Below are 14,680 nucleotides of genomic sequence, written 5' to 3' on the forward strand. Positions count from 1 at the left end.
ACTTTCGTCCGCCTCGTCATCGTCAAGGTCATGCAAGACCGCGCCTCGCGCGTCATGCCCGCCGCTCGGTTCGGGCCCACGGGAACGTGCCCGTGGCGCTTTAGCAGTTGGTGACGCGGATGCAAGCTGCCCTGTCAAATCCCGCGGGAAGGATCACCCCCTCCGAGGCTGAAGGTAGGGATCGGGAATTGCAGGGTCAACGTGTTGAAAAGGCGGGAAAGTCAAATAAACCGAACCGTTCCCGGATCGGCATCCGGCGGATCAATTCCGTCTCCGGCCACGCCGCTGACGAGTGGATTCTTTGCTCTCACCGCCGCCCAGAAGCTCCGCCGTCGAGCCGGTGAGTGTGCCGCAGGCGGCAATGATCGCCGGCATGTCCGGAGCATCGCCTTTGGTGTGGGCGTCGAGCGCCTCGCGCATGGCCCTGATATGCGCCGGCGTGGTGCCGCAGCAGCCGCCGATTATCCGGGCTCCGAGATTGACGGCGAGCCGGGCGCAGGCCTGCATCAGTTCCGGCGTCCCTGTGTAGCGGATCTCTCCGTCCTCATAGACCGGGATGCCGCAATTGGCCTTGGCGATCAGCACGTCGCCCTCCTCCAGCTTGTCCGCGATACTGAGCAGACCGACCAGCAGGTCCGAGGCGCCGGTGCCGCAATTGCCGCCGAAAGCGACCGGGCGGATCGGCCGGGCATGGACCATTTCGACAAGCCGCTGCGGTGTCATGCCCATCATGGTGCGCCCGTTGGTGTCGAAGGAAAGCGTGCAGACCGACGGCAGGCCGATCTCGTCCGCTGCATCCAGCGCCGCCGTCAACTCCTCCTCCGAGGAAATGGTTTCGATCCATGCGACATCGGCGCCGCCATCTTTGAGGCCGCGCATTTGCGCCGCGAAACTGTTCTTGCCGTCCTCGATGGTGAGCGGGCCGAGCGGCTGGTAGAGATCGCCGGTCGGGCCGACGCTGCCGGCATTGACGATCCTGCGCCCGCTTTCCGCAATCTCCGCCGCCAGCAGTTCGGCGGCGGCCTTGTTGATCTCGTAGACCCGGTCCTCGGCCTTGTGCAGCTTGAGCCGGTTGGCCGTGCCGCCGAAGCTGTTGGTCAGCACGATGTCGCTGCCGGCCTCAATGAAGTCCCGATAGTGCGCCCGGATCTTTTCCGGCTCCTCCAGGTTCCAGAGTTCCGGCGAGTCGCCGTGTTGCAGGCCGCGCGCGAAGAGGTTCGTGCCGGTGGCGCCGTCGGTCAGCAGCCAGGGTTTTTCGGCAAGCAGTTCGGAGAGCAGATCGGTCATCGGGCAAGCCTGTAATTGGCAACGGCGCCTCGGCGCAGCAATATGGAATTGAATAGCGAAATACAATCGCGTTGATTGCCCGGTAGGCGACACCAGGTGTCGTGCGCCAAACCATTTTCGAGCGACAGGAGTTCCCATGGCCGCGGATGTCATCGACTACAGGATCGAGGGGGATCACGCTCCGCTCCTGACCGTCACGCTGGACCCGGGCGAAGCCGTCCAGGCCGAGGCGGGGGCCATGGTCATGATGGATCAGGGGATCCGGATGACGACCGAGCTCTCGGGCGGCCTGCTCGGCGGGCTGTTCCGGAAATTCTCCGGCGAGAGCCTCTTCCTGACCTATTTCGTCAACGAGGGGGATGAGCGCCAGGATGCCTGCTTCGCGGGCTCGATGCCGGGGCAGATCCGGCCGATCGACCTCAGCCAGAGCGGCGGCCTGTTCTATTGCCAGCGCGACGCCTATCTGTGCAGCGCCCGCGGCGTCGATGTCTCGATCGCTCTGACCCGCAAGCTCGGCGCCGGGTTCTTCGGCGGAGAGGGACTGATCCTGCAGAAACTGGAGGGAGACGGTCTCGCCTTCCTCAATGCCGGCGGCACTCTGGTCGAGCGGGAACTGGCGGCAGGCCAGCGCATCACGGTCGATACCGGATGCCTCGTCGGCTTTTCCGGGACCTGTGACTACGACATCGCCTTCCAGAAGGGGATCCGCAATCTGGTGTTCGGCGGAGAAGGTATCTTCGTCACCCATGTCACCGGCCCCGGCCGTGTCATCGTCCAGACCCAGCCGATCGCCGAGCTCGCGATGTCACTGGCACGCCTGATGCCGAAAGAGGGCGACTGAGAGGGCCGCGGCCGGCAAACACAAAAACCGCCGCTCGGCATGCGAGGGCGGTTCCGTGTTCTGGACCGGGTAAATACCGCCGAAGCGGCAAAAGCCCCGAGGGCTCTAGAAGCCTTCGCGCTCCATGCGCTTGCGCATGAGCTTGCGATAGCGGCGCACCGCTTCGGCTTTCTCGCGCGCCCGCTTTTCGGACGGCTTTTCGAAGTTGCGACGCAGCTTCATTTCCCGAAAGACACCTTCGCGCTGCATCTTCTTCTTCAGCGCGCGCAGAGCCTGATCGATATTGTTATCGCGGACCGTTACATGCACGAAACCCGACCTCCAAAACAACTGTGCGAATTCAGAACACAAAACGCCCGTGGGGATTTCGCTCCCCATGGGCAGGAGGCGGGTATGTATCACACCCTCTTGCGAGTTGCAAAGCCCGGCTTCGTATAAATTGCATGCCGTCAGCGGGTCTGCTTTGCATACGCCCCGGAGTAGCCCTCGCAGAGCCGGCGAAGCTCGAAGCGCGGTTTACCGGCCGATAGTAGCGCTCTATATCCAAGGCATGACAGCACAAAAGATCGTACGGATGGGAGATCCGGTCCTGCGCCGGCGGGCGGAAGAGATCGCGGGGCCGGCCGCGGAAGAGATTTCCGCGCTAGCGCAGGACATGGCCGACTCGATGGAAGAGGCCGGCGGCGTGGGGCTCGCGGCGCCGCAGATCGGCGTCTCGAAGCGGATCATCGTCTTCAAGATTCCGGCCGAGCGGGCGACCGCGGAGGCGAATGACGGACCGCTCGGCCTGCAGGTGCTGGTCAACCCGGTGATCGAGCCTCTCACCGGAGAGATGGAACTCGGCTGGGAGGGCTGCCTGTCCATTCCGGGCCTTAAAGGCGAAGTGCCGCGTTACCGGAAGATCCTCTACCGGGGCTATGATCTGAAGGGCGAGAAGGTTCTGCGCCAGGCGGAAGGCTTCCATGCGCGGGTGGTCCAGCATGAGCTCGATCATCTGGATGGCATACTTTATCCGGAACGCATGACGGACATGCGGCGATTCGGCTACGGCGAGGAGCTGCTCCGGGCAGCGACGGACATTCGGCCGCAGGACAAAGAAGGAGACGGAACATGAGCGACGATACCGTTCCCGGCAAGCGTGAGGCAGAGCGGGACCGGGTGCTGGACAGCATCCTGCCGCATGTCATGTTCGACGGCTGGAGCCGCAAGGCATTGAGGTACGGCGCCGAGGATGCCGGCATTTCCGCCGCAGACCTCGACCGGCTGTTCCCGGCGGGCGTCGCCGACTGCATCGGGCATTTTCTCGAAAGGGCCGACCGGGACATGGTGCGGGAATTCCAGCGCCGCAATCCATCCCAGATGAAGATCCGCGACAGGATCGCCGCCGCGGTCCGCATCCGTCTCGAACAGGCCGAACCGCATAAGGAAGCGGTGCGCTGCACGCTGGCCTACATGGCGGTTCCGGGGCAGGGCGGCCTCGGGACCCGCAGCCTCTACCGGACCGTGGATGCGATCTGGAGAGAGGCGGGCGACACCTCGACCGATTACAATTTCTACACCAAGCGCGGGCTGCTCGCGGCGGTCTACAGCTCGACCCTGCTGTTCTGGTTGAACGACACGTCCGAGGACCAGGTCGAGACGTGGGATTTCCTCGACCGGCGGATCCGCAACGTCATGGCCATTCCGAAGCTGACCGGCCGCCTGAAGGAAGCGGCCGGCAAAGTGAAGAGCCCGCTGGAGGCGCTGAAAGGCTGCGCCCCGAAACGGCGTCCATTTGCCGGCGCGCGGTAGGGCCTAGCGCGCCAGAGCGGCCTCGATCCCGGCCGCGACCGCCAGCGTCTTCGCGTCGCCCATCGTCTCGCCGACAACCATCAGCCCGACCGGACCCGTGCCGGCCTCGTGACACGGAAGGGAGACGGCCGAGCGGTCGAGGAAGTTGCCGAGCGACGGGTTGCGCAGCATCAGCATGTTCGTGCTGTGATAGAGATGGTCGTCGGTCTCGAGGCTGGAGATGCTCGGCGCCACGACCGGAACGCTCGGCATCAGCACCGCGTCGTACTCCCGCGTCGCGGCATTGGCGATGGCCTGGATCTCCGCCCGCCGGCGCTGCAGGATCACATAGTCCGCCGCCAGCATCTTGGCGCCGCCCTGAATCCGGGTCCCGACGCGCGGATCGTAGTCCGCTTCCTTGCGGGACAGCAGCTCGCGATGGATCGCATAGGCTTCGGTCGGAGCAAATCCGCCGGCCTTGTTCGAGGCGGGGATCTCCAGCAGCCACTCGAAGCTCTTTTCTTCCAGGATCGCACCGGCACTGGACAGCTTGTCGAGCGCGGCCTCGAAGGACTTCGCGACGTGCTCGTCCATGTCGTCCAGCACGATGGTGCCGGGCACCACGAGGCGCATGCCCTTGACCGGGAGCGGTGCCGCCGGCTTCGGCGTCTCGCCGGCCATGATGGCGTCGAGCAGGGCGCAGCAGGCGACGGAACGGGCGAGCGGGCCGATGGAGTCGAGGCTCCAGGAGAGCGGGAAGGCGCCTTCTGTCGGCACCCGGCGCGCGGTCGGCTTGAAGCCGGTCAGGCCGTTCAGCGCGGACGGAATGCGGACCGAGCCGCCGGTGTCGGTGCCGATACCGGCGGCCGCCATGCCGTCGGTGACGGAGATCGCGGCGCCCGAGGATGAACCGCCCGGAATCCGGCCGGTCGCCCGGTCATAGGGGTTCTTCGGCGTGCCGTAATGCGGGTTCAGGCCGAGGCCGGAGAAGGCGAACTCGGTCATGTTGGTACGTCCAAGGATGACGGCGCCGGCGGCCCGGAGCCGGGCGACGGCCGGGGCATCGGCAGCGGCGGCGGGTTCGTCCTTGCGGGCGACCGACCCGGCCATTGTGACCTTGCCGCGGATGTCGAAGAGGTCCTTCACGGAAATCGGAATGCCGGCGAGCGGCGAAGGGACGATTCCGGCGGCACGCAGAGCATCGCTCGCCTTCGCTTCAGCTCGTGCCCCCTCGGTGAAGACGTCCGTGTAGGTCCGTGCTCCTTCGCCTTTCGGATCCTCGATCCGCGTCAGCGCTTCTTCGGTCAGCTTCTCGGACGTCGTCTCGCCGGCGGCGAGGGCCGCGGCGAGGTCTTTCAGGGAGGCGAACATGGTCTCAACTCACAATCGGGAGGGTGTGGATATCGTAGGCGTGGGAGATCGTCGCTCCGCGCACCGGGTCCTCGATCTCCATCGAAAAGCGGTCCGCCGGGCGGATGCCGCCGATGGCGGCGAATGTGCCGAGCAGCATGACGGTGCCGGGTGCAAGCTCGCCGTCCGCGTATTCCTGCATCATTGTTTCCGGCCGGTGGATCGCGCCGAGGGTCCCGTCCTGGTAGAGCACTTCCTCGCCATCGATCACGACGCGGGAGCGCAACCGGATCTGGTCCCAGTGATCCAGCAGATCGTCCAACGGCCAGGCCTCGCGGGCCAGAACCTTCGGGCACATCTGTTTCGAGGCCGCGACGGAATAGGCTTCGGCCGCGCGGTCCGTGTGGTCGGAGCCGACCGTGACCCAGAGCCCTTCCTCGCTTACGATCAGGACCGCCTCGACTTCGCCCGAGGTATCCGGGCCGACCACCTGGACCGCATCGTCCTGCATCAGGATGTTGACCGCGTTCCGGTAGAACAGCGGGGTCCGGCTCGGCGGCGCGACGCCGATCGCCTTCAACTCGTCGATATGATGCTGCAAAGCCTCGGTGTCGCGGCCACTCCAGCCGCCGACGACCAGGTCCGAGACGCTGACGGCGAGCATTCCGCCATCCGGCTTTTCGAAACGGAGCGTGACATGGGCGCCATCGCGCATGGGCTGGTTCCCTATCTGGTCTGGTTGGATGCCGGAGCGGCGAGAGCGGAAACGATATCCGCTTCCGACGCATCGGGGAAGGCGGCGCGGACGAGTTTCAAGAGACTGTCTTGAATTTCTTCACCGGCCTCCGGATGGGTTAGCGACAGATAGAGCCGCAGATTTGCCGTCGCCGCGCGGACAGGGGCGCCGCCGCTCTCCGCAAGCTCGCAGAACGCGCCGTGCAGGCGCGCTTGCTGGAACTGCTCCGCCGACAGCTCCAGCGCGGCCACCTGCTTCCGGAACGCGGCGAGGTCCGGGTCTGCCGAGAGTGGTTTCAGATGGCGCCGCACGGCCCGCAATGGCGCAATGACCGGGCCGGCCCACTCATCGGCCAGCTTGATCGCGCGCCGGACATCCCCGCGAGTCAGTTTGACGCTCCGCGATCCGAGCCAGCAGCAAAGCAGCAGAAGGTTGACGTCGAGCTCTTTTCCGTCCTGCAGATCAAGACACGCGGCAGCAGCGCTGTCCTTGGCGTAGGTTGCGAGGGAGTAAGCCCAGAAAGGGTTGTCGAGTGAGTGCATCGGTCATGTCTAGCATGCAAAAGCGCCCTACCAAACGCGATCGCTTTGCGATATGACAATCCGACTCAGCATATGGACGGCTACGGATTCACGCGTTGGAAGCAGACCGCGAAGAACTGTCACGCAGGCTCGAAGAGCTCAAGGTGGAGCATCGCGATCTTGACGACGTGATTGCCCGTCTGGCGGACGACGGACCGTTCAACCAGCTGCAGATCCAGCGACTCAAGAAGCGCAAGCTGCTCCTGAAGGACCAGATCATCCGGCTCGAGAGCGAGCTTCTGCCCGACATCATCGCCTGACCGGGACACGGCGCCAGGTGTCCGCGAGAACGATCATCTGTACGGCGAGCGATGATCGCTTTTTTCGGGTATCGCTCAGTCTGTTGCGCTCGATCAGAGACCAGCAGAGCGCTGACATTGATATAGGCTATCTCGATCTCGGATTGTCCGGGGACAACCGCGCTAGCCTGTCGAAATTCGCTCCGGAGGTCGCGGAGCCGGGCTGGGATATCGACTTCTCGCCGCCGGCCGGTGACCGCTCGTCGATGAGTCCCGGTTACAAGGCGATGGTCTCGCGCCCGTTCCTGCGTGACCACTTTCCCGGATACGAGACCTATATCTGGATCGACGCGGACGCCTGGATTCAGCACTGGTGGGCGATCGAGTGGCTCGAGAAAGGCGCGCGGCAAGGCCGGCTGTCCATCGTTCCGGAGATGGATCGCGCCTATGCGCATTGCTTTGACATCAAATCCTATGTGCGCTGGACGGTTGAGCAGCAGACCGGGTATTTCGGCGTCGAGCAGGCCAAGCGGGTGGGATACAATCCGGTTCTGAATTGCGGTGTCTTCTCCATGCCGGCCGCTCATCCCGTCTGGGGACGTTGGGCAGAGGCGATGCGCGCGGCGCTCAGCCACAAGGTCGGGTTCTTCGCCGATCAGATGTCGCTCAATTACGTCGTCTATACGACGGATCATCCTCGGTGTTTCCTGCCGAGTACGTTCAACTGGCTGGCCAACATGGCGCTCCCGGCATTCGATCCGGGGACCGGATCCTTCGTGGAGCCGGGTATTCCCTATCATCCGATCGGAATCCTGCACTTGGCCGGCGATACCAAACTCGACAATCAGCGCGTCGCGATCGTTGGGCGCGACGAGACGATGGAGTCGCGCCTGTTCTACGATTCCCGGCGGCGGGACAAGACCGGGATCAGATAATTCCAGATCCGGCTTCGCCGAGGATGCGGAGGGCATGGAAGAAGTCGTCCTCCGGGATGGTCAGCGGAGGAGAGAGCGTCAGGTAGCGCCCGTCCGCGGTGCCGGTGTTGAGTCCCAGCCTGTAGCACGCCTCTTTCATGGCTGTCAGATTGGCGCGGTCTGCGCTTTCCACGGCCATGGCGCAGCCGATCCCCTGCGCGCCTGAAAAGGCCGGGTTGTTTCTCGCGAGCGTCTGCAGTTCGCCCAGCGCCCGGCGGCCCGTGCGCGCCGCTCTCTCGACGAGATTCTCGTCTTCGATGATCCTCAGGGTTTCGATCCCGGCGCGTGCCAGAACCGGGTTTTTCTGGTGGGTATAGTGACCGATGCCGAGGTGTGGCGCGACGTCGAGATCCGCATGGGCGATCACGGCCGACAGCGGCAGGATGCCGCCGCCAAGCGATTTTCCGAGCACCGTGATGTCCGGCGCGGCTTCGAAATTCTGACTGGCGAAGAAGCGGCCGGTCTTGCCGAGACCGGTCGGGATCTCGTCGAAGATCAGCAATGTGCCTGTCCGGTCGCAGAGCGCGCGGATTTCGGGCCAGAACCAGTCCGGCGGCAGGTGGGGCGTCGCGCGGATTGGTTCCGATATCACGGCCGCGATATCGCGGCCCTCGAGAGAGTACTTCAGGGCTTCGAGCGCCGTCTGGGCTGCGGCCGCCACTGTTTCGCCTTCGTGGCGCGGCCAGAAGGCATGAATGTGGTGGCACCCTTCGAGCGCGGGAAATTCCTCGCGTTCCGCGGCGGTTCCGCCGACCGACAAGGCGCCGAGCGCGGCGCCGTGCCAGCTGCCGTCGAAGGCGACGGTTCTCGTCCGCCCGGTGGCGACATAGGCGAGCTTGAGCGCCATTTCTATCGCGTCCGTGCCCGAGACCCCGAGCAGAACGCGGGCTGCGCCGTAGGGCCAGCGTGCCGCGAGCATCTCCGCGAGTTCGACGGCTGGTTCCGACGTGAAGAGGCGCGGGGTGAAGGTGAGTGCGTCGATCTGCTGTTTCAGCGCCGCAACCATGCGGGGATGCGCGTAGCCGATATTGTGACAAGTGTTGCCGTGGAAATCGAGGAAGCGGTGGCCGGTTTCGTCAACCGCCCAGGCACCCCTGCAGGCGGTGAACGCATGGGCAACCGGTGTGGAGCCCGTCTGGTGCAGGAAGGCGTCGGCATCCCGTTTGCTGATGGACTGACTCACGAACCGTCCCCTTCCGCTTACGCCCTTGGGACTCAACCACAAAGCATGCCACGACAAAAGCCGTCAGTCGGCGCTTGTAACTGCAAGCTTCGCTCCTATAATGCCGCGCTTCTTTGACCCGCTCCGCTGTTCGCGCGGGGCCGATGGAAGCAGGATGGCGCATATGGCGGAGGCCGCGACACCATTGGTCGGTATCATCATGGGAAGCCAGTCGGACTGGGAAACCATGAAGGAGGCCGCCCTCATTCTCGAAGCGCTCGAAGTACCTCACGAGACCCGCATCGTTTCCGCCCACCGCACGCCTGCGCGCATGGCGGACTATGCGGCGACGGCGAAGAAGCGTGGGCTCAAGGTCGTGATCGCCGGCGCCGGCGGTGCGGCGCACCTGCCGGGCATGGTTGCAGCGCAGACGACGGTTCCGGTGCTCGGCGTGCCGGTCGAAAGCAAGGCGCTGAAGGGCATGGACAGCCTGCTCTCGATCGCCCAGATGCCGGGAGGAATTCCTGTCGGTACGCTCGCCATCGGCAAGGCCGGAGCCAAGAATGCCGGCCTGCTGGCGGTCGCGATCCTTGCCAATGAGGACGATGCCTTGCACGCCCGTCTCGCGACCTGGCGAGACGCCCAGACCGACTCCGTCGGCGACGTTCCGGTGGAGTCCTGATGTCTGATTTTCTGGCGCCCGGCGCCGTCATCGGAATCATCGGCGGAGGTCAGCTCGGCCGCATGACGGCGCTCGCCGCCGCGCCGCTCGGCTATCGCTGTCATATCTTCACGCCGGAAGAAAACAGCCCGGCATCGCAGGTGGCGGAGCGCACGACGGTCGCGTCCTATGAAGATGAGGACGCGCTCGCCGCCTTCGCCGCCAGTGTCGATGTCATCACCTATGAATTCGAGAACATTCCCGTCGACACGGTGGAACGGCTCTCGAAGCTGGCCCCGGTCCGGCCGCGGCCGAGCGTCCTGGCGGTATCCCAGCACCGGGTCGCGGAGAAGGACTTCGCGCGCGATGCGGGCGCGGGGACGGCACCTTACCGGCACGTCACCAGTCTCGAGCAACTGCGCAGGGCGGTCGAGGAGATCGGACGTCCGGCGGTCCTGAAGACCTGTCGCTTCGGCTATGACGGCAAGGGCCAGGCGAAGATCGTGGCGGAGACGGATCTTGCGGAAGCCTGGGCGTCCCTGGACACGGATGATGCGGTGCTCGAGGGTTTCGTCGCGTTCGAGAAGGAAATATCTGTCATCGTCGCACGCGGTCTCGACGGGAACTCCCGTGCCTTTCCGGTGGCCGAAAATCATCATGTCGACCACATCCTGAGCACCAGCACGGTGCCGGCCGCGATACCGGCGGAAACCGAGACCGTTGCCCGCGCGGTTGCGGAGGCGCTCGCGGAACGGCTCGATCTGGTCGGTCTGCTGGCCGTGGAGATGTTCGTGACTGCCGATGGCAAGGTTCTGGTCAACGAGGTCGCGCCGCGGCCGCACAATTCCGGGCACTGGACCCAGGACGGCTGTGCGACCAGCCAGTTCGAGCAGTTCGTCCGCGCCGTGACCGGCCTGCCGCTCGGTCCGGTCGAAGTACGCTTCCCGACGGTGATGCAGAACCTTATCGGCGATGAGGTCGAGCAGTGGAAGACGATCGTCGCGGAGCCAGATGCCAAACTGCATCTCTACGGCAAGGCGGAAGCGCGTCCGGGACGCAAGATGGGACATGTGAACCGGATCAGGGTTTCCTGATCGGGAGCGAGCCGGTTTCGAGGAAATGACGGACAGCGGCCCCCATTCTCGCTGCTCGATCGGTCGTAAGGGTAGGTTCCGACGGCGTTTTTACCGGCAGAAGATTCCCGAACAGTGGATCCCAGCCGTTGCCGAAACGGAAATAGGACTTCTCAAGCCCGATGACCGGAACGCCCATCGAGCAGGCGAGTGCGAGTGCGGCGGTCGCCGGGGCCGTGACGAGATCGAGGCATGACATCAGAGCGGCCACGCGGTCGAGTTCCTTGACCTGATCGAGGTCGGGGAAGTCATGGATTGTCACGTTCAGCGTTTCACGGACTTCGCGAAGTTCGTCTTTCGCGTCCCCGTATTGCAGGCTGACAAGTGTGAAGGCCTCGCTCGGGAACGCCCGGACCAGTTCGGCCAGGGTCAGATAGCCGGTCTTCCTGTGGCTGGTGACGAGCATTCCACTGCGCCAGCAAAGTCCGAAATACGGCGCCGGCCCGAGTTCTCGCAGGCGGTGCTTCCATTCGCGGACAAGTGTGGGATCCGGCCGCAATGCGCCGGATGGTGGGGCCGCCGCACCGGCATCAGTTCGGAAGAGTGCCGGGAGATCTCCGCTGAAGACACTGTCAGAAAATGCTCTGTCGCGGCAAACTGCCGAATAATCGTAGGCGGGCGCGCCGTCTGACGTGGCCCGCACTTGCTTTTCGATCAGGTCGAGTCCGGGATATGTTCGCTTCAGCAGCGGGTGGAGCCGGGGATCCGTTTCGACCGTGAGCCTGTCAGCATGAACAAGCAGATCGGGCAGACAGCTCAGGAACGCGATGTCGTCCCCGATTCCCTGTTCGGAAGCGACCAGAAGGTGCCGCGCCTTCCCCCTGTCGGGTGTCCAACGCGGCGGCAGCGCTATTCGCCGGGGGATCTTCCGCATTTTGAGGCGATGATCCCAGTATCGCCAGCCGAGTTCTGTATTACCTGCGCTGAATGCAGAGAGGGAGAGATTGTAACCGATATCTCCGAAATCCGGATCGGCGGTCAGCCCCATGCGGGCCGCACGAATGGCTGACGCGAAGTTTCCGAGATGGAAAGAGGCCGTCCCCAGAGAGTTGTACGGTTGTGCAAATTCGGGCGCCAGGAGGACTGCGCGTCGCGCGGCGCCGACCGCTCCGTCATAATCCAGATTTCCGTATCGCGAGGAAGCGAGCTGGTCCCACGCGCGCGGCGCCGCGGGACGGAGCACGACGGACAGACGCTTGGGGGTGACACCGAGCCAGTTGGTGCTGTCCGATATGTCGCCATCGCGGAAATTGACGTAAAACTCGTGCTGCTGAGGCGCCAGGACAATGCCGCGCTTTGAGGCGCTATCGGCCGCTTTGGTCGCGCCCAAGAGCTCGTGGACCTCCCTCAAATGGAAATAGGTCTCTATCAGATCCGGAGCCCGTGTACGGGCGCATTCAAGTGCCAGAAGGGCCTCTTCGGGCCTCTCCGCCTTCCGCAGCGCATTCCCCAGCCGAAGCCAGGTTGCCGGGTCGTGCGGCAGGAGTTCGGTGGCGCGTCTCGCCCGCCTGACGGCAATGTCGATGTCATTGCACTCCAGGTGGACGATGGCTGAATTCAGAAACGCCGTGCCGGATCGGGGGTTTACGATGCACGCACGGTCATACGCCCAGACAGAGATCGGCGCACTTCCCTTGGAGCGAGCCGCGCTTCCGAGATGATCGTAATAGCTGGCCGCATCGGGGCGTAGAAGAATGGCGCGGGAGATGCAGCTTGCGCCGACCGAGGCTTGTCCCATTTGGAACTGCAATGTCCCGTATAGATGGAGGAGGTCCGGATTGGGGCCAGTAATCTCGAGCAGGCTTTCGTAGAGCGGCCTTGCCGCCTCAAGTTTTCCTGCCTCGTGAAGACTGAGCGCCTCTTTAAACAGACGATCAGGATTTCTCAGGGCGTCCGCTATCGCTTCTGGAGAGCTATTCATCAATCTGCCGTCCGGTACGGATGGTGCCGTATCGACTTTTTGGATCCACGGTCCGCTCGTAGTAGAGCCGTCGAACTCCGCGACGTCCAGAGGACAAAGCCCGTTCATGTATCGGCTGCCGGAATTCCGGGGGCGGTCGAATAGGTGTGCCGGGTCAGCTCCGCGTGTAGAGCGCATCCAGCCGCTGCCAGTAGGCCTCGCGGATCTTGTGGCGCCGGATCTTCAGGGTCGGCGTCATCATCGCGTTCTCGGTCGTGAACGGAGCGTCGGCCAGGATGAAGCGACGGACTTTCTCGATCTGGGACAGCCGGCCGTTCGCCCGTTCCATTGCGGCCGAGACGGACTTGATGAAGTCCTCGTTGGTCGACAGGTCCGACAGGTCCGGCGCCATGCCGTTGGTCTTGGCCCACTCCTCGATGAAGGTCTGATCCGGGACCAGCACCGCGACCAGATAGGGACGCTTGTCCCCGTAGGTCATGGCCTGAGCGATCTCCGGCTCGACCGTGATCTGCCCCTCGACCCGCGCCGGCGAGATGTTGTCGCCGCCGGAATTGACGATGATGTCCTTCTTGCGGTCGGTGATGACGATATAGCCGTCCTCGTCGATCTTTCCGATGTCGCCGGTATGCAGCCAGCCGTCGACGATGGTCTTGGCGGTGGTCTCCGGATCGAGCCAGTAACCCTTCATCAGCAGTTCGCCGCGCACCAGAATCTCACCGTCCGCGGCGATCTTCACTTCGACATCCTTCAGCGGTGGGCCGACCGTGTGGATCTTCACCAGGTTGCAGCGGTTGCAGCTCACGACCGGCGAGGCTTCGGTCTGTCCGTAGCCCTGCAGGATGCGGATACCCAGCGCCAGAAAGAAGGTGCCGATATCGGGATTGAGGGCGCCACCGCCGGAAACGAAAGCTTTGAGACGGCCCCCGAACCGGGCCGCGGCCTTCTTGCGCACGAGTCGGTCGAGCAGGAAATTCTCCACTCTTTCCCGATGCGAGAGGCTGGACGGATCTCTGTAGACCTTGGTGCCGAGCTCGACGGTGCGGTGGAACAGCTTCGCGCTCAGCCCGCCCTTGGCATCGACGCCGCGGCGGATCCGGTCGTGCAAGACCTCGTAGAGCCGCGGGACGGCGGTCATGATCGTCGGTTTCGCTTCGGCCAGGTTTTGCGCGACCTTGTCCGGTCCTTCCGCATAATAGATCTCGGCCCCGATCGAGATCGGAAAATGCAGGCCGCAGGCATGTTCGTAGGAGTGCGAGAGCGGCAGCAGCGAGAGAAAGACCTCGTGTTTCAGGCCAAGCTCGGCGAGCAGGTCGTGCGCGCCTTCGCAATTCGTCAGCAGGGAGCCGTGGGTCAGCATGACGCCTTTCGGACGACCTCCGGTGCCGGAGGTGTAGATCAGGCTGCAGACCTCGTCCCGCTTCAGCTCCGCGGCCCAGTCGACGGGATCGCCCTCGACAGTCTTGCCGCGTTCGGCGAGGTCTTCCCAGCCGACGACATTAACGCCGGCCTGGGGTGTTGATCCGGCGCTCTCGATCGAGACCACGGTCTCGCAGGCATCGGAACTCCGGGCGGCGGGCATCAGCTTCTGGGCGAGCTTCTCCGTCGAGACGATGGCCGCCTTCGAGCCGCTATGGTCGAGCACGAAGAGGATGTCGTCGCTTGTTGCGGTGGTATAGGCCGGAACCGCGATGGCGCCGATCGCCATGATCGCCAGATCGGCGATCACCCATTCGGGACGGTTCTCGGAGAGCAGCAGGACCCGGTCGCCCTTGCCGATGCCGATGGCGCGCAGTCCCTTGGCGCAGCGCTGCACCTCGGCGCGGGCCTCGCCATAGCTCAGAGACCGATAGGTTCCGTCGCGTTTGGCCCAGAGGAACGGGCGGTCTGCCAGGCGGGCGGACTGGTCGAAGAACAACGTTGCGAGATTACGAACTGCCTTGTAGTCCATTAAATCTGGTCTCCCCCCTCCGTCCCGGATTATCGCACGGGACTGGAAACGACATGCCGGCGACCGACATGGATGAG

15 protein-coding genes are annotated in these 14,680 nt (G+C 64.2%); 7 read left to right on the forward strand and 8 right to left on the reverse strand.

The genetic code is table 11. The features are described 5' to 3' along the window. Positions 1–261: 261 nt before the first annotated feature. Positions 262–1,287: a betaine--homocysteine S-methyltransferase gene (bmt, locus tag ACOOE1_RS20295; RefSeq protein WP_420404024.1), complete on the reverse strand. Its 1,026-nt coding sequence runs from the start codon at positions 1,285–1,287 to the stop codon at positions 262–264. 136 nt (positions 1,288–1,423) lie between these two features. Here bmt and ACOOE1_RS20300 point away from each other — a divergent pair, with 136 nt between their 5' ends. Further along, the gene (locus ACOOE1_RS20300; protein ID WP_420404025.1) at positions 1,424–2,128 is read left to right on the forward strand and encodes a TIGR00266 family protein; all 705 of its coding nucleotides are present in this window, start codon (positions 1,424–1,426) and stop codon (positions 2,126–2,128) included. Positions 2,129–2,233: 105 nt separating this feature from the next. On the opposite strand, the gene rpsU is transcribed toward ACOOE1_RS20300, so the two are convergent. Then, positions 2,234–2,437 (reverse strand): 30S ribosomal protein S21, encoded by a 204-nt coding sequence (gene rpsU, locus ACOOE1_RS20305; RefSeq protein ID WP_028467376.1) that lies wholly within the window; start codon positions 2,435–2,437, stop codon positions 2,234–2,236. Positions 2,438–2,678: 241 nt separating this feature from the next. Here rpsU and def point away from each other — a divergent pair, with 241 nt between their 5' ends. Together def and ACOOE1_RS20315 are read left to right on the forward strand one after the other, a co-directional pair. Continuing rightward, complete coding sequence (gene def, locus ACOOE1_RS20310; RefSeq protein WP_420404026.1) at positions 2,679–3,242, forward strand: peptide deformylase; 564 nt, start codon at positions 2,679–2,681, stop codon at positions 3,240–3,242. Then, complete coding sequence (locus tag ACOOE1_RS20315) at positions 3,239–3,919, forward strand: COQ9 family protein (protein ID WP_420404027.1); 681 nt, start codon at positions 3,239–3,241, stop codon at positions 3,917–3,919. The genes def and ACOOE1_RS20315 overlap by 4 nt, the downstream gene beginning before the upstream one ends. Positions 3,920–3,922: 3 nt before the next feature. On the opposite strand, the gene ACOOE1_RS20320 is transcribed toward ACOOE1_RS20315, so the two are convergent. Genes ACOOE1_RS20320 through ACOOE1_RS20330 form a run of 3 tightly spaced genes read right to left on the reverse strand, consistent with a single transcriptional unit; the run spans position 3,923 to position 6,526 of the window. After that, complete coding sequence (locus ACOOE1_RS20320; RefSeq protein WP_420404028.1) at positions 3,923–5,269, reverse strand: amidase; 1,347 nt, start codon at positions 5,267–5,269, stop codon at positions 3,923–3,925. Positions 5,270–5,273: 4 nt separating this feature from the next. After that, positions 5,274–5,963, reverse strand: a complete 690-nt coding sequence (locus ACOOE1_RS20325) for a DUF2848 domain-containing protein (RefSeq protein WP_420404029.1) — start codon at positions 5,961–5,963, stop codon at positions 5,274–5,276. A gap of 11 nt (positions 5,964–5,974) precedes the next feature. Next, on the reverse strand, positions 5,975–6,526 hold the full coding sequence (locus tag ACOOE1_RS20330) for a TIGR02444 family protein (RefSeq protein WP_420404030.1): 552 nt from the start codon (positions 6,524–6,526) through the stop codon (positions 5,975–5,977). Between the two features lie 95 nt (positions 6,527–6,621). Here ACOOE1_RS20330 and ACOOE1_RS20335 point away from each other — a divergent pair, with 95 nt between their 5' ends. Both ACOOE1_RS20335 and ACOOE1_RS20340 read left to right on the forward strand, forming a co-directional pair. Next, complete coding sequence (locus tag ACOOE1_RS20335) at positions 6,622–6,825, forward strand: YdcH family protein (RefSeq protein ID WP_420404031.1); 204 nt, start codon at positions 6,622–6,624, stop codon at positions 6,823–6,825. A gap of 17 nt (positions 6,826–6,842) precedes the next feature. After that, positions 6,843–7,739, forward strand: a complete 897-nt coding sequence (locus ACOOE1_RS20340; protein ID WP_420404032.1) for a hypothetical protein — start codon at positions 6,843–6,845, stop codon at positions 7,737–7,739. Here the strand turns inward: ACOOE1_RS20340 and ACOOE1_RS20345 are convergent. Then, positions 7,732–8,961 (reverse strand): aminotransferase class III-fold pyridoxal phosphate-dependent enzyme, encoded by a 1,230-nt coding sequence (locus ACOOE1_RS20345; protein WP_420404033.1) that lies wholly within the window; start codon positions 8,959–8,961, stop codon positions 7,732–7,734. The two genes, ACOOE1_RS20340 and ACOOE1_RS20345, sit on opposite strands and share 8 nt — an antisense overlap. Before the next feature lie 163 nt (positions 8,962–9,124). Between ACOOE1_RS20345 and purE the strand changes: the two genes are divergently transcribed. Then, positions 9,125–9,622, forward strand: a complete 498-nt coding sequence (purE, locus tag ACOOE1_RS20350) for a 5-(carboxyamino)imidazole ribonucleotide mutase (protein ID WP_420406457.1) — start codon at positions 9,125–9,127, stop codon at positions 9,620–9,622. Then, positions 9,622–10,695, forward strand: a complete 1,074-nt coding sequence (locus tag ACOOE1_RS20355; RefSeq protein ID WP_420404034.1) for a 5-(carboxyamino)imidazole ribonucleotide synthase — start codon at positions 9,622–9,624, stop codon at positions 10,693–10,695. Before purE ends, ACOOE1_RS20355 begins: the two co-directional genes overlap by 1 nt. Here ACOOE1_RS20355 and ACOOE1_RS20360 read toward each other — a convergent pair. Both ACOOE1_RS20360 and ACOOE1_RS20365 read right to left on the reverse strand, forming a co-directional pair. Next, complete coding sequence (locus ACOOE1_RS20360; protein WP_420404035.1) at positions 10,682–12,763, reverse strand: tetratricopeptide repeat protein; 2,082 nt, start codon at positions 12,761–12,763, stop codon at positions 10,682–10,684. The genes ACOOE1_RS20355 and ACOOE1_RS20360 overlap by 14 nt on opposite strands. Before the next feature lie 46 nt (positions 12,764–12,809). Next, the gene (locus ACOOE1_RS20365; RefSeq protein WP_420404036.1) at positions 12,810–14,603 is read right to left on the reverse strand and encodes an AMP-dependent synthetase/ligase; all 1,794 of its coding nucleotides are present in this window, start codon (positions 14,601–14,603) and stop codon (positions 12,810–12,812) included. Positions 14,604–14,680 lie beyond the last annotated feature (77 nt).

The sequence above is a fragment of the Nisaea sp. genome, from assembly GCF_965216895.1.
Taxonomy (GTDB): Bacteria; Pseudomonadota; Alphaproteobacteria; order Thalassobaculales; family Thalassobaculaceae; genus Nisaea.